This is a genomic window from Streptomyces malaysiensis subsp. malaysiensis, from assembly GCF_040653035.1.
Lineage (GTDB): Bacteria > Actinomycetota > Actinomycetes > Streptomycetales > Streptomycetaceae > Streptomyces > Streptomyces malaysiensis.
In genome coordinates this window covers 156,770-177,274 of the sequence record NZ_JBEZNG010000005.1, presented here as the reverse complement: position 1 = coordinate 177,274, position 20,505 = coordinate 156,770, and the positions used below count along the sequence as shown (strand labels likewise).

At 68.6% G+C, this 20,505-nt stretch carries 15 protein-coding genes; 6 read left to right on the top strand and 9 right to left on the bottom strand.

Annotated features, from left to right (window positions below; translation table 11 throughout):
- Window positions 1–17: 17 nt before the first annotated feature.
- The 3 genes from AB0E24_RS12680 to AB0E24_RS12670 all read right to left on the bottom strand — a co-directional run bounded on the left by AB0E24_RS12680 (window position 18) and on the right by AB0E24_RS12670 (window position 6,619).
- A complete protein-coding gene (locus AB0E24_RS12680; protein ID WP_079258276.1) occupies window positions 18–1,739 on the bottom strand; it encodes a protein kinase family protein in 1,722 nt (573 codons plus the stop codon).
- A gap of 110 nt (window positions 1,740–1,849) precedes the next feature.
- On the bottom strand, window positions 1,850–4,213 hold the full coding sequence (murJ, locus tag AB0E24_RS12675; protein WP_079258275.1) for a murein biosynthesis integral membrane protein MurJ: 2,364 nt from the start codon (window positions 4,211–4,213) through the stop codon (window positions 1,850–1,852).
- Window positions 4,214–4,261: 48 nt separating this feature from the next.
- Window positions 4,262–6,619 carry a DUF6049 family protein gene (locus AB0E24_RS12670; protein ID WP_102935186.1) on the bottom strand — a complete coding sequence of 786 codons (2,358 nt, stop codon included), beginning with the start codon at window positions 6,617–6,619 and terminating at the stop codon, window positions 4,262–4,264.
- A 181-nt stretch (window positions 6,620–6,800) separates the two neighbouring features.
- Between AB0E24_RS12670 and AB0E24_RS12665 the strand changes: the two genes are divergently transcribed.
- Window positions 6,801–8,291 carry a CCA tRNA nucleotidyltransferase gene (locus AB0E24_RS12665; protein ID WP_102935185.1) on the top strand — a complete coding sequence of 497 codons (1,491 nt, stop codon included), beginning with the start codon at window positions 6,801–6,803 and terminating at the stop codon, window positions 8,289–8,291.
- Between the two features lie 5 nt (window positions 8,292–8,296).
- On the opposite strand, the gene AB0E24_RS12660 is transcribed toward AB0E24_RS12665, so the two are convergent.
- The 3 genes from AB0E24_RS12660 to AB0E24_RS12650 form a co-directional block, all read right to left on the bottom strand.
- The gene (locus tag AB0E24_RS12660) at window positions 8,297–9,634 is read right to left on the bottom strand and encodes an MFS transporter (RefSeq protein WP_359376570.1); all 1,338 of its coding nucleotides are present in this window, start codon (window positions 9,632–9,634) and stop codon (window positions 8,297–8,299) included.
- Between the two features lie 85 nt (window positions 9,635–9,719).
- A complete protein-coding gene (locus AB0E24_RS12655) occupies window positions 9,720–10,802 on the bottom strand; it encodes an inositol-3-phosphate synthase (protein WP_093701340.1) in 1,083 nt (360 codons plus the stop codon).
- A 49-nt stretch (window positions 10,803–10,851) separates the two neighbouring features.
- On the bottom strand, window positions 10,852–11,562 hold the full coding sequence (locus AB0E24_RS12650; RefSeq protein ID WP_069861199.1) for a PadR family transcriptional regulator: 711 nt from the start codon (window positions 11,560–11,562) through the stop codon (window positions 10,852–10,854).
- Between the two features lie 357 nt (window positions 11,563–11,919).
- On the opposite strand from AB0E24_RS12650, the gene AB0E24_RS12645 reads away from it, so the two are divergent.
- Together AB0E24_RS12645 and AB0E24_RS12640 are read left to right on the top strand one after the other, a co-directional pair.
- Window positions 11,920–14,580, top strand: a complete 2,661-nt coding sequence (locus tag AB0E24_RS12645; RefSeq protein ID WP_079258273.1) for a transglycosylase domain-containing protein — start codon at window positions 11,920–11,922, stop codon at window positions 14,578–14,580.
- A 217-nt stretch (window positions 14,581–14,797) separates the two neighbouring features.
- A complete protein-coding gene (locus AB0E24_RS12640) occupies window positions 14,798–16,282 on the top strand; it encodes a glycosyltransferase family 87 protein (protein WP_069861436.1) in 1,485 nt (494 codons plus the stop codon).
- 34 nt (window positions 16,283–16,316) lie between these two features.
- Here AB0E24_RS12640 and AB0E24_RS12635 read toward each other — a convergent pair whose 3' ends face one another.
- The 3 genes from AB0E24_RS12635 to AB0E24_RS12625 form a co-directional block, all read right to left on the bottom strand.
- Window positions 16,317–17,348 (bottom strand): alanine racemase, encoded by a 1,032-nt coding sequence (locus AB0E24_RS12635; RefSeq protein WP_069861195.1) that lies wholly within the window; start codon window positions 17,346–17,348, stop codon window positions 16,317–16,319.
- A 66-nt stretch (window positions 17,349–17,414) separates the two neighbouring features.
- Complete coding sequence (locus AB0E24_RS12630) at window positions 17,415–18,533, bottom strand: lipid II:glycine glycyltransferase FemX (protein ID WP_069861193.1); 1,119 nt, start codon at window positions 18,531–18,533, stop codon at window positions 17,415–17,417.
- 117 nt (window positions 18,534–18,650) lie between these two features.
- Window positions 18,651–18,968, bottom strand: coding sequence for a hypothetical protein (locus tag AB0E24_RS12625; RefSeq protein WP_079258271.1), 318 nt, complete (start codon window positions 18,966–18,968; stop codon window positions 18,651–18,653).
- 229 nt (window positions 18,969–19,197) lie between these two features.
- On the opposite strand from AB0E24_RS12625, the gene rpsF reads away from it, so the two are divergent.
- The 3 genes from rpsF (at window position 19,198) to rpsR (ending at window position 20,493) form a co-directional block, all read left to right on the top strand.
- Window positions 19,198–19,488: a 30S ribosomal protein S6 gene (gene rpsF, locus AB0E24_RS12620; RefSeq protein WP_020869989.1), complete on the top strand. Its 291-nt coding sequence runs from the start codon at window positions 19,198–19,200 to the stop codon at window positions 19,486–19,488.
- A gap of 82 nt (window positions 19,489–19,570) precedes the next feature.
- On the top strand, window positions 19,571–20,149 hold the full coding sequence (locus AB0E24_RS12615; RefSeq protein WP_359376563.1) for a single-stranded DNA-binding protein: 579 nt from the start codon (window positions 19,571–19,573) through the stop codon (window positions 20,147–20,149).
- A gap of 107 nt (window positions 20,150–20,256) precedes the next feature.
- Complete coding sequence (gene rpsR, locus AB0E24_RS12610; RefSeq protein ID WP_003978893.1) at window positions 20,257–20,493, top strand: 30S ribosomal protein S18; 237 nt, start codon at window positions 20,257–20,259, stop codon at window positions 20,491–20,493.
- Window positions 20,494–20,505: the final 12 nt, after the last annotated feature.

Below are 20,505 nucleotides of genomic sequence, written 5' to 3'. Positions count from 1 at the left end.
CTGCCCGATCAACCGGCTCAGCCGGTGAACTTCACTTCGGCGATGGCCTGCTTGTAGCCGGGGTCGCTGTACGTGTCACCGGGCGCTTGCGGCATCGCGGTCATCCACACGACGACGTACCGGGCCGATTCAGGCCGGTTCACGGTGAGCTTGGCCGTGGTGTCCGAGGTCGTGGTTGTTGCGAGCTTCTTCATGGAACCCAACGGTGCGGAGGAGGAAAGCGAGTCCGCCGCGTACAGCGACACCGTGGTGTGGTCGCCGCCGTACTTTAGCCCGAGCGTGGCCGTCTTGGGCTTCTGCCCCGCACCAAGGTCGTACACCAAGCCCACACCCTTCTTGAAGGCCGGGTTGAGATCGGGGCCTTCGTCGTAGGACTTGCTGCGCCACACGGTGTCTGGGTTGTCGTCGTAGGTCAAGGGCACCTGGTTGGTGTGCTGGGGATTCCCGTCGGGGTAGTACTCCACGGCGTTCTGAATCTTCAGCGGTTTGCTGGCAACCTCCGCGCCCTTGCCGTCGTCCTTCTCACTGGAGTTGCTCGGACCGGGCTTGTTCTCCTCCTTGAGGAGGGTGTCCGCGAGCTGCCAGCTGCCGAGGCCGAGGGCGGCGATCAGAAGCGCGGAGACGGTCCACTTGAGGGCCTTGCCCGTGCGGCTCTGCAACGGCGGCGGAGGCGGCACGGGAGCGGCCGGGCGGGCCGTGTGCGGGGCACCGCCCCGGGTCGGCGGCTGGCCGTACACGCCCTGCTGGTATGTCGTGCGCTGGTACGCCGGGGAGGGGGTGAAGGCGGGCTCGGGCGGCCGGATGCGCGGCATGGCCGCGACGGCCTTGGCCAGCTCCTCGGGGGTGGTGCAGGGCTGGTCCTGACGGGACGCGGTGGCCCCGTCGTTGACCAGCGCGCGCATCGCGAGTTCGGACAGGCCGCGGTGCACTCCCGCCCGGACCTGGTCGGGGGCGATCAGGCCCACGCCCTTGGGCAGCCCGGAGAGGCCATAGGCGTTGGTCTCGTACGGCCAGCGCTGAGTGAGCGCCGCATACAGCAGCGCGCCGATCGCCTCGGTGTCGGTGCGCTGGGGGTGGTCGGCGCTGATTCCGCGCAGGGCGGCCATCACGGCGAGTCCGCGGATGCGGTATTGGCCGGACTCGGTGCGCAACACGGAGCCGGGGTTCAGCCGCAGATGGGCCAGGCCCTCGCGGTGGGCGGCGGCCATGGCCTGGGAGACCTGGCTGACCAATTGGTACGCGTCGTGCGGCTCGAGGGGCCCGGCGGCCAGCACGGCGGTGAGTTCGGTGGCGTCGGGGAGCCACTCATGGACGACATAGACGAGATCGTTCTCCTCGACGGCGTCGAGGACCTGGACGAAGCGAGGATCGCCCAGCAGGGCCGCCGAACGGGCGGCGGCCAGCACCGGCCTGGCGCGTGGATGGTCCGCGGGCACCACATGCACCCCGACCGCACGCCGCAGCTTCTCGTCCACGGCACGCCAACTGCTGAATCCGTCCAGACGGGTGACGCACTCCTCCAGACGGTAACGTCTGGCCAGTTTGTGACCGCTGTGCAGCTCCAGCGAGTTGGTTTCGGCCGCGGCGCCCGCATCATCGGTGACCGCGGCCTCTGTCCCCTTACCGACCTTCTTCTTCGTCCCCGCCCCGTCGGCCGTGGCCTTGCCCGCCTCGGCGGTCAGCGGCTCCTCTCCACCGCTGTCGGCCACGTCGACGGCAGCCGTGCTCCGTTCCGCCACCGTCGTTCCTGCCTCCCCATCCGTTGCGCCTACTCCGAGCCAAGACAATTGTGCCCACAGTCCGCCGCTATGCACGACACACGGTGGCGGACGATGGTTGTGCTCAATGATCAGCGTCCGAGTCGTCCGCGCACCATACCGACCATGGCCGTCAGCTCCTCAACGCGCATCCGTTTCGCAGCAATGTAGAAGACCGCGATAAGAACGAGACCGCCGCCCAGCAAAGCCGCTACGGAGCCGACGACGCCCATTCCGAGGGTCTGCATGATGGCGTAGGCCGCGCCGCCGCCCAGGAGGGCGGCGGGGACGCTGGCGCCGACGAGACGGGTGTAGGTGCGTACGACGCGGGGGCCGTCCAGATCGCCGCCCAGCCGCTTGCGCAGCCGCTTCCAGGCCACGCCCACGCCGGTGGCGTAGGCCAGGCCGTAGGCGGCCGCCATACCGGCGACGGCCCAGCGGGCGGGGAGCACGACATAGGCGAGTGCGGAGCCGGCGGCGTTGACCGCGGCGATGATCACCGTGTTGTAGAAGGGGGTGCGGGTGTCCTCGTAGGCGTAGAAGCCACGGAGGACGACGTACTGCACGGAGAAGGGGATCAGACCGAGGCTGAACGCCATGAGGATGTAGCCCATGGAGACGGCCGCGTCGGTGCCGGAGGCGCCGAACAGCAGCGTGCACATGGGGATGCCCAGGGCGATGAAGCCGAAGGCGAGCGGGACGATGGCGACGGCGGAGGTGCGCAGGCCCTGTGAGATGTCGTCGCGGACCGCTCCGGAGTCGCCGTCGTGGGCCGCCCGGGAGATCCTGGGCAGCAGCGAGGCCATGACGGAGACGGTGATGATGGCTTGTGGCATGCCCCAGATGAGCTGGGCGCTGGAGTAGCCGACGAAGCTCATGCCCGGCGCGTTCTGGTTCTCGGCCTCGGAACCGGCCGCGGTGGAGAGCTGGGTCACGACCAGCACGCCCGCCTGGTTGGCGAGGACGAACAGCACTGTCCACTTGGCCAGCCTGGCGGCCTTGCCGAGGCCGTGGCCGCGCCAGTCGAAGCGCGGCCGGAAGCGGAAGCCGGTGGCGCGCAGATACGGGAACATCGCCAGGGACTGGACGACGAGCCCCAGCAGGGTGCCCATGCCCAGCAGCCGGATGCCTTCGGCGGTGATGGTCGTGGTGTCCATCTTGGAGCTGCCGGCGGTGCCGAACACCCAGATGAACAGCCCGAAGGTGAAGATTATGACGATGTTGTTCAGGACCGGGGTCCACATCATCGCCCCGAACCGGCCCCGGGCATTGAGGATTTGGCCGACCACCACGTGAATGCCCATGAAGAAGATGGTGGGCAGGCAGTAGCGGGCGAAGGTGACCGCGACCTCGTTGTCGGCGGGGTTGTCCGCGATGGTCGGCGACATCGCGCGGATCAGCAGCGGCGCGGCGACCACGGTCACCGCGACCAGGAGGCCGAGCACCACCATCACCAGCGTGAGCAGCCGGTTGGCGAACGCCTCGCCGCCGTCGTCGTCCTCCTTCATCGCGCGCACGAGCTGCGGGACGAAGACCGAGTTCAGACCGCCGCCGATGGTGAGGATGTACACCATGGTCGGCAGCGTGTAGGCGAGGGCGTAGGTGGAGCCGAGGGTGGCGGCGCCCAGCCCCGCGAGGACCACCATCTGCCGGACGAAGCCGGTGAGCCGGGAGACCAGGGTGCCCGCGGCCATCAGCGCGCTGGACTGGAGCACGCTGGACGCGCGGCCCTTGCCCCCTGAGGGCTTCTTCGGCTCCGCCGCGGGGGCGGTCACCACAGGAGCGGCCACCGTGGGAGCGGCGGCCGTCGCGTTGGCGGACTCGGATCTCGCCGGCCCGGGGACCGGTGCCTGCCCCTGCGCGGGAGCCTGCCCGTGCGGGTGGTTCTCCGCGCCCTGCGGATAGCCCTGGCCCTGGGCGGGCCGGGGCTCATAGGGCTGCTGATCGCGGTAGAGATGCGCGAAGGCGTCCCGCTGCGGCTGCTGCGCCGTGCCGTAGCCGTCGCCGGGCCCCGGATAGCCCTGGCCCGGCTGATCGGCGGTGTACGGCTGCTGTGCCGTGCCCTGGGGGCCGGCCGCGGCCTCGGGGGCCCATGCGCGCGGGTCGGGGCCCTGCGGTGTGGGGGGCTGCGGGTAGTGCTGCTGCTGGTAGCCGCCCTGCTGCGGGGCGTGCCGGTCGTAGATCGGATCCGTCAGCGGATCGTGGGCGTAGCGGTCCTGCGTCGGATACGGGTAGGGCGTGAAGCTGCCCGTCGCGTACGCGTCGTCCAGATACGGATCCGGTGCGTAGTACTGCTGGCCGTACGACTGACGCGGATCGGCCTGGGGAGCCTGGTGGGAATCGCCCAGATACGGATCCCGCTGGTGCGGTTCCTGTCCGTAAGGGTCGTGGGAGCCATGAGGGGAAGGCTGCGGCGGTGGTGGCACTCGGCCATCACCGTCATACGGCGCGTTCATCGCTACCCCACCTCATCGTCCACTGCGGCCGACCGGCCCCGGCATTGCTCAATGGTCCACTTTCTCACCCGAGCCGGATGGGCCAGCGCTTTGCGATCCGGTGTCCGGCGCCGGGTCACTCGGCTGCTCGGGCACGAGGGCGTGTGCGGGGTCACACCGGTCGGTCCGCGGCGCCTCGCTGTCGTCCTCATCCTGCCCGTGCGCCTTCTCGGCGTCTTCCCCGTCTCCGCCATCCTCACCGCTCTTCGCGGCCGCGCGCTTGCGCTGGACGTAGATCCGGACACCGGCGAGGACCAGCAGCAGCACACCGCCCGCGATCACGAGAATCACGGTGGACGTGATTTCGGTGACATTCACCTCGAACAGCATCTCGCGGCCGTAAGGCTGTCCGTCCGGGGTGTAGAGCTGGGCCGAGACCCACACCGGGCCGTTGGCGTTGGCCGTGGTCCCGAACTTCACGGACTGGCTGTGGCCACCCTCGACATTGACCAGCTGGGGCTCGCTGACCGCCAGCCGGTTGCCCTGCTGGGAGCGGAGGACGAGCCGTAGCTCGACGCTCTGCACCAGGTTGTTCTGCACGGTGACCGGGACGGTCGCGCTCCGCCCGGAGAGGGTCATGTCCGTCTTCGGGACCAGGCGCACCTTCTTGGTGAGTCCGGACAGATAGGTCTGCACGTCGTGACGGAAGCCGGCCGCGTTCCGCGCCTCGCTCCGCCACGAGGTGGACATCTCGCGCCTGATCGCGTTCCCGAAGGGGGTGACCACCCGGTACTTGGCGGTGAGGATCGGCTCGAAGTTGTCCAGGGTCTTCTGGGTCTCCTGGATCTTGTTGAACGCGTCGGTGGGCAGCTCCCGCGCCCGCAGCGACCGGGGGTAGGAGCGGGCGCTGGGAACCCGCTGGGTGGCGTTCGGGTCCGGCTTCGCCTTGGCGGCCTGCCCCAGGCCCAGCGGCTGTGTCCACTGCCCGGAGAGGCCCTCCAGGGCCGCCGCCATCGCCTGCGCCTGGCTGGTGGTGGGCGTCCGCTGGGGGGCGACCACGATGCTGCGCTGCTTGTCCGGCGCCTGGAGGTTGACCATCTGGCTCTGGGCCAGGAACCGCTGGATGGCGAGCGTGGAGTTCTCCGCCTTGGACATGTCGCCGGTGAAGGCCGTCGACAGCCGCGCGTCGGCGACCACCGCAGTATTGCCACCGCCGATCTGGCGGGCCGCGGTGGGGGTGTAGGAGAGCCCGCCGGTCTCGCGCAGGCTGTCGCTGCGGGCGATGACGTTGTGCGCGCCCGCGGAGGTGGCGACGTCCACGATCGAGGAGTCGACCGCGCCGTCCACCGGCCAGGCGAAGTCCGTGCGCGGCCGCACCCCGAGGATGGTCTCCACGGTCGTCGAGGCGAGCTCGGTGGCGCCCTGGAGGTGGCTGAGGGCGCCGGTGACGTTCTTACCGCGGTGGGCGAGCGAGGCGAGGTCGGGGTCGGCGAACGGCAGCGCGACCACCTGCTTGCCGTCCACGGCCTTCTGGAGGGCGTCGAGCCACTGCTTGGCGACCGTCTGGCCGCTGCCCGCCCTGGTCCCGTTGCCCGAAGGGTTCTGGACCTCGTACTTCTTCGTCATCGCGTCGACCGTGGCGAGCAGGTCGGGGTCGATCACCCAGGTGATGGGGAGGTTCTTCCCCAGCGTGACCATCTGCTGCAACCGGCCGCCCGGAGCGAGCTCCTCGGCGAGACGGTCGTCCCGGAAGATCGGGGTGCGGTCCTCGTCGTTGTCCGTGCGGGCGGTCACATGGACGGCGGAGATCAGCGGCCACAGATAGGTGAGCTGGGACTTCTTCGTGGACGGGCCCGACTGCCAGGGCAGGAAGGTCCGCTCGATGCCCAGCACCTGCGGCCACGGCTGACTGGAGGTGCCACCGGTGAGCGAGACGCCGAGCTGATAGACGCCGTTCTCCCCCAGGTGCAGCTGATCCATCGGTATGGACAGGGAGAAGTCACGGCTGGCGCCGGCCGACAGCTTGCCGATCTTCTTGGCGTATTTGCCGCCGATCTCGGTGCCGTCGAGGCCCTCGGAGTAGCCGGTGCGGTGGGCGGCGGTGTCGATCGCGTTGCGGCCGTTCATGGTCGGACCGACGCGCAGGCCCACCCGGGCGCCCGAGACGGTGCCCTTGGTGTCGTTGGTGACGGTGCCGCTGACGGTGAGGGTGTCGCTCTTCTTCGGTGCGGTGGGGGTCAGTGAAGTAATGGAGACGTCCACCGACCGCGAACCGGTGGCCTTGCTCTCGGCGTGGGCGGCCGGTGCCGCCGGAATCTGTGTCAGGCCCGCAATCATCGGCGCCGCGGCCAGCAGGGCCGCCGTGCGCCGCAACCATCGTCGGGCGCGAGCGGAAGTTGTCCCCCGGAGGTCTGCCGCATCGGCCACGCGCTCGCCCGTCCCTCGTCGTCAGTAGGTCGTCAGTGGTCGTCGCATTGTGCGTCCACGAAATGGTAACGATGCCCGCTGTGACGAAGTGCTGTGGACGGCTCCACAAGATCGTTACGCAGTGGTGGTACGCATCGGGTGTGGAGTCTCCGGGGCGCACGGCCACGTACCCTGTTCTGTTGTGCCGAACGCCAACAATGACAGCCGAACCCCGCAGCCGACCAACGCGCTCAGCCAGGTCCAGCGCCGCGCCGTGGGCGAACTCCTGCGGGTATCTCCCGTTGCCGACGATCTTGCCCGCCGTTTCCAGCAGGCGGGTTTCCGCCTGGCTCTGGTCGGCGGCTCGGTACGGGACGCGCTGCTCGGCCGGCTTGGTAACGATCTGGATTTCACCACGGATGCCCGGCCGGACGAGGTACTGAAGATCGTACGGCCCTGGGCGGATGCCGTCTGGGACGTCGGCATCGCCTTCGGCACGGTGGGCTGCCGTAAGGGCATGTCCCCAGGAAGCGGATCGGATCAGAGCTTCCAGATTGAAATCACGACTTATCGGTCAGAAGCCTACGATCGGACATCTCGGAAACCCGAGGTGTCGTACGGCGACTCCATCGAGGACGACCTGGTCCGTCGGGACTTCACGGTCAACGCGATGGCGGTGGCGCTCCCGCAGAAGGAGTTCATCGACCCGCACCACGGTCTGGAGGATCTCGCAGCCCGGGTGCTGCGCACCCCCGGGACGCCTGAGGAGTCCTTCTCCGACGATCCGCTGCGGATGATGCGTGCCGCGCGCTTCGCCGCCCAGCTGGACTTCGAGGTGGCGCCCGAGGTGGTCGCCGCGATGACGTCGATGGCCGACCGTATCGACATCGTCTCGGCGGAGCGGGTGCGTGATGAGCTCAACAAGCTCATTCTGGCCGCCCACCCCCGCGAGGGGCTGCGGCTGCTGGTGGAGACCGGGCTCGCCGACCGCGTACTGCCGGAGCTTCCGGCGCTGCGCCTGGAGCGTGATGAGCACCATCGCCACAAGGATGTGTACGAGCATTCGCTGACGGTGCTGGACCAGGCCATCGATCTGGAGACCGAGGGGCCCGATCTGGTGCTGCGGCTGGCCGCGCTGCTGCATGACATCGGCAAGCCCAAGACGCGCCGCTTCGAGAAGGACGGACGGGTCTCCTTCCACCACCACGAGGTGGTGGGGGCCAAGATGACCAAGTACCGGATGACGAAGCTCAAATACTCCAATGAGCTGATCAAGGAAGTCTCACGCCTGGTCGAGCTGCATCTTCGCTTCCATGGCTATGGCACGGGGGAATGGACCGACTCCGCGGTCCGCCGCTATGTCCGTGACGCCGGGCCGCTGCTGGAGCGGCTGCACAAGCTGACCCGCTCGGACTGCACCACCCGTAACCGGCGGAAGGCGATGGCGCTCTCGCGGGCGTACGACGGCCTGGAGGAGCGCATCGCCCGGCTGGAGGAGCAGGAGGAGCTGGACGCCATCCGGCCGGATCTGGACGGGAACGAGATCATGAAGATTCTCGGTATCCCCCCGGGTCCGAACGTCGGCAAGGCGTACAAGCATCTGCTGGAGCTGCGGCTGGAGCACGGCCCGATGGAGCGGGATGACGCGATCGCCGCGCTCCAGGAGTGGTGGGAAGCCCAGTCGGAGGGCTGAGCCCCTCAGGTTTCACGTGAAACGTCGACCCGCTTGGCGTTCTCCTGGTCATGTTTCACGTGAAACATGACCAGGAGCGCGGTGGCCGCGTAGAGCAGCGCCACACCGATCAGCAGCGCGGCGGATGTGCCGTCCGGCGGCAGTATCACCGCGGCGACCGCGGCGGCTCCCACGAAGGCGACGTTGAACAGCACGTCATAGAGGGAGAAGATCCGGCCGCGGAACTCATCGGCGATGCCGGACTGCACCACGGTGTCGGTGGCGATCTTCGCGCCCTGGGTGACAAGCCCGAGGACGAACGCGGCGACAAGCATGGGAGCGGGCTCGAAGGGCAGCCCGAGACCCGGCTCCAGAAAGGCCGCGCTCCCCGCGCACACCATCACCCAGGAGAGCCGGCCATCCGGCCGGGGGGAGGTACGGGCCCGCAGCCGGGCCACCGCCCATGGCGTGATCACCGCCGCCGCGAAGAAGCCGGCCCCTGAGACGCCGACGGCCAGCCCCAGAAGCGCGAGCCCCTCGGACTCGGTATCGGCCCATGCGTAGCGGCAGAGCATCAGCACCGTCACCGTGAGCGCGCCGTAGCAGAAGCGCATCAGCGTCATCGCGATCAGCGCCACGGTGGGGTCCCGGCGTTCCAGCAAATGGCGTACACCCGCGACCAGGCCCCGCGCGGTGCTCATCAGGGCCGCGGAGAGACGGGGCTGAAGGGAGGCGGGGTCGGGCCCCAGCAGGCCCGGTGTCATCAGCAGGGCCGTGAGCCCGGCGATGAGATAGAGCGCGGCGCCCACCAGGACGACCAGCGCGTCCGATGAGGTGCCGCCCGGGCCCGACAGCCGGACGATGAAGGCGAGGCTGCCCCCGGCCGTGGCGGCGAGCGTTCCGGCGGTCGGCGAGAGCGAGTTGGCCATGACCAGACGCTCCTGGCTGTCGACGACCCGCGGCAGGGCCGCCGAAAGCCCGGCCAGGACAAAGCGGTTGACGGCCGTCACCGACAGGGCCGAGACATAGAAGAGCCATTCCGGCACCTGGCCGAGGACCAGCACGGCGGTTCCGGCGGCCAGCCCCGAGCGCAGCAGATTGCCGTAGAGCAGCACCTGCCGCCGGCGCCAGCGGTCCAGCAGCACACCGGCGAAGGGGCCGAGCAGGGAGTAGGGGAGCAGCAGGACGGCCATGGCGGAGGCGATGGCCGCGGCGGAGGTCTCCTTCTCCGGGGAGAAGACCACATAGGTGGCGAGCGCGACCTGGTAGACGCCGTCGGCCGACTGGGACAGCAGACGGATGGCCAGAAGGCGGCGGAAGTCCCGCAGTTGCAGCAGTACGCGGAGATCACGCACAACAGGCATGGTGTCAGCCTCACACACCGCACGGGCCTCCGGGTGTATTACCCGAAGGCCCGTGATCATGCGGCGGGAATCAGCGCATGGCGCTTCAGCGCTCGACCTCGCCCTTGATGAACTTCTCCACGTTCTCCCGCGCCTCGTTGTCGAAGTACTGCACCGGCGGGGACTTCATGAAGTAGGAGGAGGCGGAGAGGATCGGGCCGCCGATACCGCGGTCCTTGGCGATCTTCGCGGCGCGCAGCGCGTCGATGATGACACCCGCGGAGTTCGGGGAGTCCCACACCTCGAGCTTGTACTCCAGGTTCAGCGGGACATCGCCGAACGCACGGCCCTCCAGGCGGACGTACGCCCACTTGCGGTCGTCCAGCCAGGCCACGTAGTCCGACGGGCCGATGTGGACGTTGTCGGCGCCCAGGTCGCGGTCGGGGATCTGCGAGGTGACGGCCTGGGTCTTGGAGATCTTCTTGGACTCCAGGCGCTCGCGCTCGAGCATGTTCTTGAAGTCCATGTTGCCGCCGACGTTCAGCTGCATGGTGCGGTCGAGGACGACGCCCCGGTCCTCGAACAGCTTGGCCATCACGCGGTGCGTGATGGTCGCGCCGACCTGGGACTTGATGTCGTCACCGACGATCGGCACACCGGCCTCGGTGAACTTGTCCGCCCACTCCTTGGTGCCGGCGATGAAGACCGGGAGCGCGTTGACGAAGGCGACCTTCGCGTCGATGGCGCACTGGGCGTAGTACTTGGCTGCGTCCTCGGAGCCGACCGGGAGGTAGCAGACCAGAACGTCGATCTGCTTGTCCTTGAGGACCTGCACGACGTCGACCGGGGCCTCGTCGGACTCCTCGATGGTCTGGCGGTAGTACTTGCCGAGTCCGTCGAGCGTGTGGCCGCGCTGGACCGTGACACCGGTCGTCGGCACGTCGCAGATCTTGATGGTGTTGTTCTCGCTGGCGCCGATGGCGTCGGCGAGGTCCAGACCGACCTTCTTCGCGTCCACGTCGAAGGCGGCCACGAACTCCACGTCCTTCACGTGGTAGTCGCCGAACTGCACGTGCATCAGACCCGGCACGCGGATGTCCGGGTCGGCGTCCTTGTAGTACTCGACGCCCTGCACCAGCGAGGCGGCGCAGTTACCCACACCGACGATGGCTACACGAACCGAACCCATTCCGGTTGCTCCCTGTGTGTACTGGACGAGGCCGAGCGGATGCCGGGCCTCATTTGGCGGTGTCATCGGACGGATCCGGCAGGGAACCACCCCGGTGCCGGGGCGGGCCGTCCGTATCTCCTGACTGGTCCTGCTGTGGCGGCCGGTCCTCGTCCCGCTCGGTCGTCCGGTCCTGCCCGGCGGCGCCGCCGCGCTGGTGGCGCCCGGCCCGCTCACTCTCGATCAGCTCGTTCAGCCAGCGCACTTCACGCTCGACCGACTCCATCCCATGCCGCTGTAGCTCGAGGGTGTAGTCGTCCAGCCGCTCACGGGTGCGGGCCATGGCGGCGCGCATCTTGTCCAGGCGCTCCTCCAGGCGGCTGCGCCGCCCTTCCAGCACCCGCATCCGGACGTCTCGTGACGTCTGGCCGAAGAAGGCGAAGCGGACGCCGAAGTGCTCGTCCTCCCAGGCGTCCGGCCCGGTGTGGGAGAGCAGCTCCTCGAACCGGTCCTTCCCCGCGGCCGTGAGCCGGTAGACGATCTTCGCCCGGCGGCCGGAGAGCGGCGTCGCGGGAGCGTCCTGGGAGACGCTGCCGGACTCCTCGATCAACCAGCCGTTGCCGACCAGCGTCTTGAGGCAGGGATAGAGGCTGCCGTAGCTGAAGGCACGGAAGACGCCGAGTGACGTGTTGAGCCGCTTCCGCAGCTCGTATCCGTGCATCGGGGACTCGCGCAGCAGGCCGAGGACGGCGAACTCCAGCACGCCGGAACGTCTGCTCATCCCCCGCCTCCCCTCTCTCTTGGACCCGCTATGTCGAGCTGATGTATCGACTCGATACATCCAGACGATAGAACTGTGCTCCTTGCGGGACAAGAGGGACCACGGTGAACGCCGTCACATCATCAATTCGTGGCACTCAATCTGACGGTTATGGAGTGAAGGTGACGGCTGGGCGGGTTTTGACCGTGCGTACTCTGTTCGCCATGCAGACCTATGGGAACCATGTGACGCCGCGATGCGTCCTCGTCCCGGATGCAGTGCGTCCGGTTGCCTGGTGCAGCCGGATCGCACACTGGGGGGACCGGAAGCCATCTGCCGCTTTCAGGCGATAGCGCCTGCCCGAGGAGAAGTCGTTCCATGAGCGAGCACCGTCGCAAGCCGCCACAGCCCCAAGGCGGCGGACGAGCAGCGGCCCGGCGAGCCGGACAGCAGCCGTCCGGCCGCCGCGCAGCACCGACGCACAACGCCGCAGCCGGCTCCGGCGCCGCCCCGCAGGGGGAAGAGCGTCCTTACGGCGGCCGGGCGGCGGCCCGGCGTGCCGCCCAACGGGGCGGTGGCCGTAGACGAGTATCCGATCCAGGCCCTGGCCATGGCGGTGGCGGCCGCAGGGGAGGTGGTGGTGGCCGACGTGGCTCGGGGGGCGATGGGGACCCCGGTAAGAAGCGCTTCATCGACTACCCGCGCGGGGGCAGGTCGGGTTTCCGGCGCTGGGTTCCGTCCTGGAAGCTGGTGACGGGCACCTTCATCTTCTTCTTCGCGGTACTTCTCGGCGCCGTCGGCATAGGACTGTTGCTGGTGGAGGTGCCGACCGCCCAGGCCGCGTCCCAGACCCAGAAGAACGTCTACTACTGGGGCGACGGCAAGCAGATGGTGGTCTCCGGCGGTGGTGACCTCAACCGCCAGATCGTCCCTCTCAGCAAGATCCCCAAGTCCATGCAGAACGCGGTGATCTCCGCGGAGAACGCCAGCTTCTACGACGACAACGGCGTCGACCCGATGGGTATCGCCCGCGCGGTCGTCAACATGGCGAAGGGTGGGGCGACCCAGAGTGGTTCGACCATCACCCAGCAGTTCGTGAAGAACACCTACCTGGATCAGTCGCAGACCGTCACCCGTAAGGTCAAGGAACTGTTCATCTCCGTCAAGGTCGGAATTCAGGTGGACAAGGACGACATCCTCGCGGGGTATCTCAACACCGCGTACTACGGACGCGGGGCCTATGGCTGCCAGGCGGCGGCCCGCGCGTACTACGACCGGGACTGCGAGGACCTGACGCCGAGCCAGAGCGCCTTCCTGGCCTCGACGCTCAATGGCCCGAACCTCTACGACCCCAACGGTGGCTACGGCGCCGCGGCCACCAAGGAGGCCAACACCAAGCGGGCCAAGAGCCGCTGGGAGTGGATCCTCAAGCGTGAGGTCGCGGTGCGCAGGATGCCCGGGACCGAGGCCCAGGAGTGGATCGGCAAGGGGTTCCCGATGCCGCAGGACCCCAAGGTGGCCACCAACAAGCAGGGCCAGATCGGCTACCTCACGGACCTCGCCGACAACTACATCATCGCCAACTCCAACATCAGCAAGTCCCAGCTGGACAAGGGCGGCTATCAGATCCACACCACCTTCGACCGGAAGAAGATCAGCGAGCTGACCCGGGCGGTCGAGAAGGTCTCCAAGGAGAGCATCAAGCCGAAACAGCGCGTCGAGGACAAGTACGTCCAGTTCGGTGGCGCCTCGGTGGAGCCCAAGACGGGCAAGATCGTGGCCATCTACGGCGGCAAGAACGCGCTGGAGCACTACCGCAACAACGCCGACTACACCGGTGTCCAGGTGGGCTCGACCTTCAAGCCCTTCGTGCTGGCCGCCGCGATGACCAATGGCGCCCGTGATCCGAAGGGCCCACGGGAGCAACCCGACTCCGAGCGGACCCTGGTCGCGCCGAACAGTGTCTACAACGGCGACAACAAGGTGACCCTGCGGGACTACGACGGCAGTGTCTGGCACGACAAGGACGGCAAGGAGTGGCACCAGAGGAACGACGGTGACGAGGACAAGGGCCCGATCAACCTGCGCACCGCCATGCAGTTCTCGGTGAACACCCCGTTCATCCAGCTCGGCATGGACGTCGGCACCGACAAGGTGCGGGACGCGGCCCTGGCGGCCGGCCTCAGCAAGGAGCAACTGGCCTCGATCACCCCGACGTTCTCGCTCGGCACCTCCGCGCCCAGCGCCATCCGGCTCGCCGGGGCGTACGCCACCTTCGCGGCCAGCGGCCAGCAGGCCGATCCGTACTCGGTGGAGCGGGTCGAGGACAAGAACGGCCCCGTCTACGACCACAAGCAGGACGCCGAGCTCAAGCGGGCGTTCGACTCGAACGTGGCGAACAACGTCACCGACGTCCTGGAGAACGTGGTCCAGCACGGCACCGGCACCTCGGCGAAGATCGGCCGTCCGGCCGCGGGCAAGACCGGAACCACCGACGAGAACAAGTCGGCCTGGTTCTCCGGCTACACCCCGCAGCTGTCCACCGCGATCGGCATGTGGCGGGTGGACGACAAGGCCAAGAGCCAGAAGTTCCTGTCCATGCGCGGCGTGGGCGGTCAGGAGACCATCCACGGTGCGTCGTTCCCGGCGCAGATCTGGGCCGACTACATGCGCGGTGCCCTGGAGGGCGTGCCGGTCAAGAACTTCCCCGCGGCCACTCCGCTCGGCGAGAAGGTCTTCGGCGACGGCGCGAGCCCGAGCCCGACCCCGACGACGGACAAGCCGTCGGAGAGCCCGTCGGAGTCCCCCTCGGAATCCCCGTCGGAATCGCCCTCGGAGTCGCCGTCCGACAGCCCCAGCCCGACGGACACCTGTGACCCGCTGGACCTCGACTGCCAGGACAACGGCGGCAACGGCAACGGCGGCCAGAACGGAGGCGGGAACGGCGGTCCGGGCGATCCGACCTCGTCGCCGACCACGGAGCCGCCCGGCGGTTCCGGTGGCATATTCGGCGGCCCATCGGGCCGCAAGAAGGACTAGCCCGCAGCCCCGTACGACCCGTTCACCACTCGCCGGCCGCGCCGGAGCGAATACCGCTCCGGCGCGGCCGACGCCGTTCCAGGCCCTGGACGGCCCTCTGCGCCTCTCGCACACCACTCCCCGCCCGGGGAGCCCACCCAGGCGTCCGCGGCGCGCTCAGCGGCCGCTGGGGCGGTCCTGACTCCTCCCGTGAGGCTCGTACGGCAGGATGGAGGCCATGAGCGTGCGCGAGGACCCACAGGCCCAGCCCGTCAGGCCGACCTCCGAGGACCCGGTGGCCGCGGCCGGCAGCGAGCTGATCGGTGGGCCGGCCGGGCGCCGGGCCCTGCTCGGCACGGGCTGGTGGACCCCGGTGCGGATCGTGGCGATCGTCGCCATCGGCATGTTCGCGCTCGGCATGGCGCAGAAGCTGCCGTGCTACGACGGCGGCTGGTTCTACGGCGCCACCGCCCAGTACACCCACGCCTGCTACTCCGACATACCGCACCTCTACAACGGCCGCGGCTTCGCCATCGACCTCGTCCCGTACTTCGACCGCATACCGGACAGCGTCTCGGGCGGGATGCAGTACCTGGAGTACCCGGTCCTCACCGGCCTCTTCATGGAGGTCGCCTCCTGGATGACCCCGCACGGCGGCTCCATCCAGGACCGCGAGCAGATCTACTGGCTGGTCAACGCGGGCATGCTGATGGTCTGCACCGCGGTGATCGCGGTCTGTGTGGCCCGTACGCACCGCCGCCGCCCCTGGGACGCGCTGCTGGTCGCCCTGGCCCCCGCCTTCGCGCTCACGGCCACCATCAACTGGGACCTGTTCGCCGTCGCCCTTACGGCCGCCGCCCTGCTCATGTGGTCCCGCAGCCGCCCATTGGCCGCCGGTGTGCTGCTGGGGCTCGCGACCGCCGCGAAGCTCTACCCCGGGCTGCTGCTCGGCCCGCTGCTGTTGCTCTGCCTCCGCGCGGGACGGCTGCGGGCCTTCTGGACGGCGGCGGGCGGCGCCTTGGCCGCCTGGCTCGTGGTGAACCTCCCGGTGATGGTCTCCACGCAGGGCGGTCTGCACATCCGCGACGGGTGGAAGACCTTCTACACCTTCAGCCAGGAGCGCCCCGTCGACTTCGGCTCCCTGTGGCTGATCATCTCGCAGCGCACCGGGAACCCCCTGGAGGACGTCAACACCTACGGGACCGTCCTGATGGTCCTGGCCTGCGTCGGAGTGGCGGCGCTCGCCCTGTGCGCCCCGCGCCGTCCGCGCCTGGCCCAGCTGAGCTTCCTGATCGTCGCGGCGTTCGTGCTCACCAACAAGGTGTACTCACCGCAGTACGTGCTGTGGCTGATCCCGCTGGCGGCCCTGGCCCGACCGCGCTGGCGGGACTTCCTGGTCTGGCAGGCGTGCGAGGTCATGTACTTCCTCGGGATCTGGATGTACCTCGCGTACACGGGCAGCGGCGATCAGCACCGGGGGCTGCCCGCCGAGGGCTATCAGCTGGCGATCGCCGTGCATCTGCTGGGGACGCTCTATCTGTGCGCCCTGATCGTCCGGGACGCGCTGGTGCCGGAGCGGGACCCGGTGCGCCAGGACGGTTCCGACGACCCAGGGGGAGGCGTGCTGGACCGGGCCCCGGACGCGTTCGTGCTGGGGGAGGCGCGGCGCGCTTCCCGGTACGAGGGCGCGGCGCTGGTGGACTGGGGCGTCCACCGGGAGTGAGCTCCGGACGGGAGCTCCTCCCGGTGGTACGGACTCAGCGGTCGAGCAGCCGGTCGAACTGCGTCGTGGTGTGCCGCAGATGTGCCACCAGTTCGTCCCCCACCTGGGGCGCCGGGACCTCGGTGGGCACGAACAGGATGGACACCTGCATATGCGGCGGCTCGGCGAACCACCGCTGCTTGCCCGCCCATACGAACGGCGAGAGGTTGCGGTTGACGGTCGCGAGACCGGCGCGGGCGACCCCCTTGGCGCGGGGCATCATCCCGTGCAGCGCCTTGGGCGCCTCCAGCCCGACGCCGTGGGAGGTGCCGCCGGCCACGACGACCAGATAGCCGTCGGAGGCGGCCTTCTGCTGGCGGTAGCCGAAGCGGTCGCCCTTCGCGACGCGGGTGACGTCGAGCACCGAGCCCCGGTACTCCGTCGAATCGTGGTCGCCCAGCCACAGCCGGGTGCCGATGCGCGCCCGGAAGCGGGTCTGCGGGAACTGCTGCTGTAGCCGGGCCAGTTCCTCGGCCTTGAGGTGGCTGACGAACATGGTGTGCAGCGGCAGCCGGGCCGCCCGCAGCCGGTCCATCCAGCCGATGACCTCCTCGACCGCGTCCAGGCCGTCGGTGCGGTCGAGCGGGAGGTGGATGGCGAAGCCTTCCAGCCGGACGTTCTCTATCGCGGCGTGCAGCTTGGGCAGGTCCTGCTCGGTGATGCCGTGCCGCTTCATGCTGCTCATGACCTCGATGACCACACGCGCGTTCACCAGGCCGTAGACGCCGTCGACCGACGAGACCGAGCGGATCACCCGGTCGGGCAGCGGCACCGGCTCCTCGCCGCGGCGGAAGGGGGTGAGCACGAGCAGGTCACCGCTGAAGAAGTCCTTCATCCGGGCGGCCTCGTACGTGGTCCCGACGGCGAGGATGTCGCTGCCGATGCGGGCCGCTTCCTCGGCCAGCCGCTCATGGCCGAAGCCGTAGCCGTTGCCTTTGCAGACCGGGACTATCCCTGGGAACTGCTGGATCACCATCTGCTGGTGCGCCCGCCAGCGCGCGGTGTCGACGTAGAGGGTGAGCGCCATTGACCGGTCCCGGAACCTTTCTCGTAGCCGCGGTGTATTGGAGTTATGGGAAACAGCGAATCGAGGTCAGCGGCGCGACATGTAGATGTCGAGCGCCTTGTGCAGGAGCTTGTTGAGCGGGAAGTCCCACTCGCCGAGGTATTCGGCAGCCTGCCCGCCGGTGCCCACCTTGAACTGGATCAGACCGAAGAGATGATCTGTCTCATCGAGGGAGTCGCTGATGCCGCGCAGGTCGTAGACGGTCGCGCCCAGCGCGTAGGCGTCGCGGAGCATCCGCCACTGCATCGCGTTCGAGGGCCGGACCTCGCGTTTGTGGTTGGCGGAGGCGCCGTAGGAGTACCAGACATGGCCGCCGACGATCAGCATCGTCGCGGCGGCCACGGCCTCGTTCTCGTGCATCGCGAAGTACAGCCGCATCCGGTTGGGGTCCTCGGTGTTGAGGGCCGTCCACATGCGCTGGAAGTAGCTGAGCGGGCGGGGCCGGAAGTGGTCGCGCTCCGCGGTGATCTCGTAGAGCCGCTGCCACTCGGGCAGATGCTCGTAGCCGCCCTGGACGACCTCGACACCGGCCTTCTCGGCCTTCTTGATGTTGCGGCGCCACAGCTGGTTGAAGCTCTTGTGGACATCTTCCAGGGAGCGGTTCTCCAGCGGCACCTGGAAGACGTACCGCGGCTGGACATCACCGAAGCCGGCCCCGCCGTCCTCGCCCTGCTGCCAGCCCATGCGCCGCAGCCGCTCGGCGACCTCGAAGGCGCGCGGCTCGATGAAGGTGGCCTCCACATCGCGCAGCCGCTTGACGTCGGGGCTCTGGATGCCGGACTTGATCGCGTTGGCATCCCAGCGGCGGATGATGACCGGCGGGCCCATCTTCACGGAGAACGCGCCCTGCTGCTTCAGATGCGCGAGCATCGGACGCAGCCAGTCCTCCAGGTTGGGCGCGTACCAGTTGATGACCGGGCCCTCGGGGAGATAGGCGAGATAGCGCTTGATCTTGGGCAGCTGACGGTAGAGGACGAGACCGGCGCCGACGAGCTGACCCGTGGTGTCGAACCAGCCGAGGCTCTCCGAGCGCCACTCCGACTTGACGTCGGCCCATGCCGGGACCTGCATGTGGCTGGCCGCCGGCAGGCTCTGGATGTACGCCAGATGCTGCTCTCGGCTGATCGTCCTCAGGGTCAGGCTCATGTGGGGCGCTCCTCGGCAGGTTTGTCCCCAGGGTCGGGGCTCCGGCTCTCGCGCCGAAGCCTACTGCGACCGGGACGCGCCCCGTTCGGGCCTGGGGGCAACCGGGCCCTGGCGGGCTCAGCCCAGCACGCCGCCGAAGAGCCCTCCGTGTGCCATACCGAGGTAGAAGCCGACCGCCGAGGCACCGAGCCCGATGATCAGCACGAACCGCTCGCCGGTGGTCGCGGAGATCAGCTGGCCCCAGGCGCCGGTGAGCATCCCGACGAGCCCGGTCCAGGAGCTGACCAGGTGGAGCTGGGTGAAATGCGCCGTGATGAAGGCGATCGCCCCGATCACCAGCGTGGTCACGGCGAAGGCGTTCTGAACGGGATGCGGCTTGCCATCGGTGTCCAGGAAGGAGAGCAAGCCATGATGGGGTCGTGCTGCCTGTGCCATGAGGCACCTCCAGGTAGGCACATAGAGCAAGGCGGCGAACTGTAATGCCGCTCACACCCGATGTGTACAGATTGCGGGCTAAGACGCCCGGATTTCAAGCGGGCGGCCGTAGCCGGGTACTGTGTACCGTCCGCGGTGGTGTCTGTACGGACGCCGAAGCGGATACGCATCACGACCCTCCTGCCACGGATCGACCGTGGCCGCTGAGTCCAAAGGAGGTGGGTTCCACATGCGTCACTACGAGGTGATGGTCATCCTCGACCCCGATCTCGAGGAGCGCGCTGTCTCCCCGCTGATCGAGAACTTCCTTTCCGTCGTCCGTGAGGGCGATGGCAAGGTCGAGAAGGTCGACACCTGGGGCCGTCGTCGTCTCTCGTACGAGATCAAGAAGAAGCCCGAGGGCATCTACTCGGTCATCGACCTTCAGGCCGAGCCTGCGGTCGTCAAGGAGCTCGACCGCCAGCTGAACCTGAATGAGTCGGTCCTCCGGACCAAGGTCCTCCGTCCCGAGACCCACTGACGCGTAAGCGTTCAGCGGTCATCGGGGCCGTATCGCAACGAGTAGCAAGCAGCCCAGCAGTACCCGCCGAGAGGTTCCCCCAATGGCAGGCGAGACCGTCATCACGGTCGTCGGCAATCTCGTCGACGACCCCGAGCTGCGTTTCACCCCGTCCGGTGCGGCGGTCGCGAAGTTCCGCGTCGCGTCCACTCCCCGTACCTTCGACCGGCAGACCAACGAGTGGAAGGACGGCGAGAGCCTCTTCCTCACGTGCTCGGTGTGGCGGCAGGCCGCGGAGAACGTGGCCGAGTCGCTCCAGCGCGGTATGCGCGTCATCGTGCAGGGCCGGCTGAAGCAGCGGTCCTACGAGGACCGTGAGGGGATCAAGCGCACGGTCTATGAGCTGGATGTCGACGAGGTCGGCGCCAGTCTGCGCAACGCCACAGCCAAGGTCACCAAGACCACCGGTCGCGGTGGTCAGGGCGGCTATGGCGGCGGTGGCGGGCAGGGCGGCGGCTGGGGCGGTGGCTCCGGCGGCGGTCAGCAGGGCGGCGGCGCACCGGCCGATGACCCGTGGGCAACCAGCGCACCGGCTGGCGGCCAGGGTGGCGGCGGTGGTGGTGGCTGGGGCGGCGGCTCCGGCAACTCCGGCGGCGGCTACTCGGACGAGCCGCCCTTCTAGGCCGGAGGCGTTGTTTCACGTGAAACGAGGCGTTGTTTCACGTGAAACAGCGCGCGGTCTGGTCAGGGCGGCCAGCACACACTTCTTGATCACACTGGAGAGAGACAATGGCGAAGCCGCCTGCTCGCAAGCCTAAGAAGAAGGTTTGCGTGTTCTGCAAGGAGAAGATCTCCTACGTCGACTACAAGGACACGAACCTGCTGCGGAAGTTCATCTCCGACCGCGGCAAGATCCGTGCCCGCCGGGTCACCGGCAACTGCACCCAGCACCAGCGTGACGTCGCCACGGCCGTGAAGAACAGCCGTGAGATGGCGCTGCTGCCCTACACCTCCACCGCGCGATAAGGGAAGGGTGAC

Bases quoted from the DNA above. Each gene is read 5' to 3' on its own strand.
- murJ (WP_079258275.1), bottom strand. From the start codon at position 4,213: ATGAACGCGCCGTATGACGGTGATGGCCGAGTGCCACCACCGCCGCAG.
- AB0E24_RS12660 (WP_359376570.1), bottom strand. From the start codon at position 9,634: ATGCCTGTTGTGCGTGATCTCCGCGTACTGCTGCAACTGCGGGACTTC.
- AB0E24_RS12655 (WP_093701340.1), bottom strand. From the start codon at position 10,802: ATGGGTTCGGTTCGTGTAGCCATCGTCGGTGTGGGTAACTGCGCCGCC.
- AB0E24_RS12650 (WP_069861199.1), bottom strand. From the start codon at position 11,562: ATGAGCAGACGTTCCGGCGTGCTGGAGTTCGCCGTCCTCGGCCTGCTG.
- AB0E24_RS12645 (WP_079258273.1), top strand. From the start codon at position 11,920: ATGAGCGAGCACCGTCGCAAGCCGCCACAGCCCCAAGGCGGCGGACGA.
- AB0E24_RS12640 (WP_069861436.1), top strand. From the start codon at position 14,798: ATGAGCGTGCGCGAGGACCCACAGGCCCAGCCCGTCAGGCCGACCTCC.
- AB0E24_RS12635 (WP_069861195.1), bottom strand. From the start codon at position 17,348: ATGGCGCTCACCCTCTACGTCGACACCGCGCGCTGGCGGGCGCACCAG.
- AB0E24_RS12630 (WP_069861193.1), bottom strand. From the start codon at position 18,533: ATGAGCCTGACCCTGAGGACGATCAGCCGAGAGCAGCATCTGGCGTAC.
- AB0E24_RS12625 (WP_079258271.1), bottom strand. From the start codon at position 18,968: ATGGCACAGGCAGCACGACCCCATCATGGCTTGCTCTCCTTCCTGGAC.
- rpsF (WP_020869989.1), top strand. From the start codon at position 19,198: ATGCGTCACTACGAGGTGATGGTCATCCTCGACCCCGATCTCGAGGAG.
- AB0E24_RS12615 (WP_359376563.1), top strand. From the start codon at position 19,571: ATGGCAGGCGAGACCGTCATCACGGTCGTCGGCAATCTCGTCGACGAC.
- rpsR (WP_003978893.1), top strand. From the start codon at position 20,257: ATGGCGAAGCCGCCTGCTCGCAAGCCTAAGAAGAAGGTTTGCGTGTTC.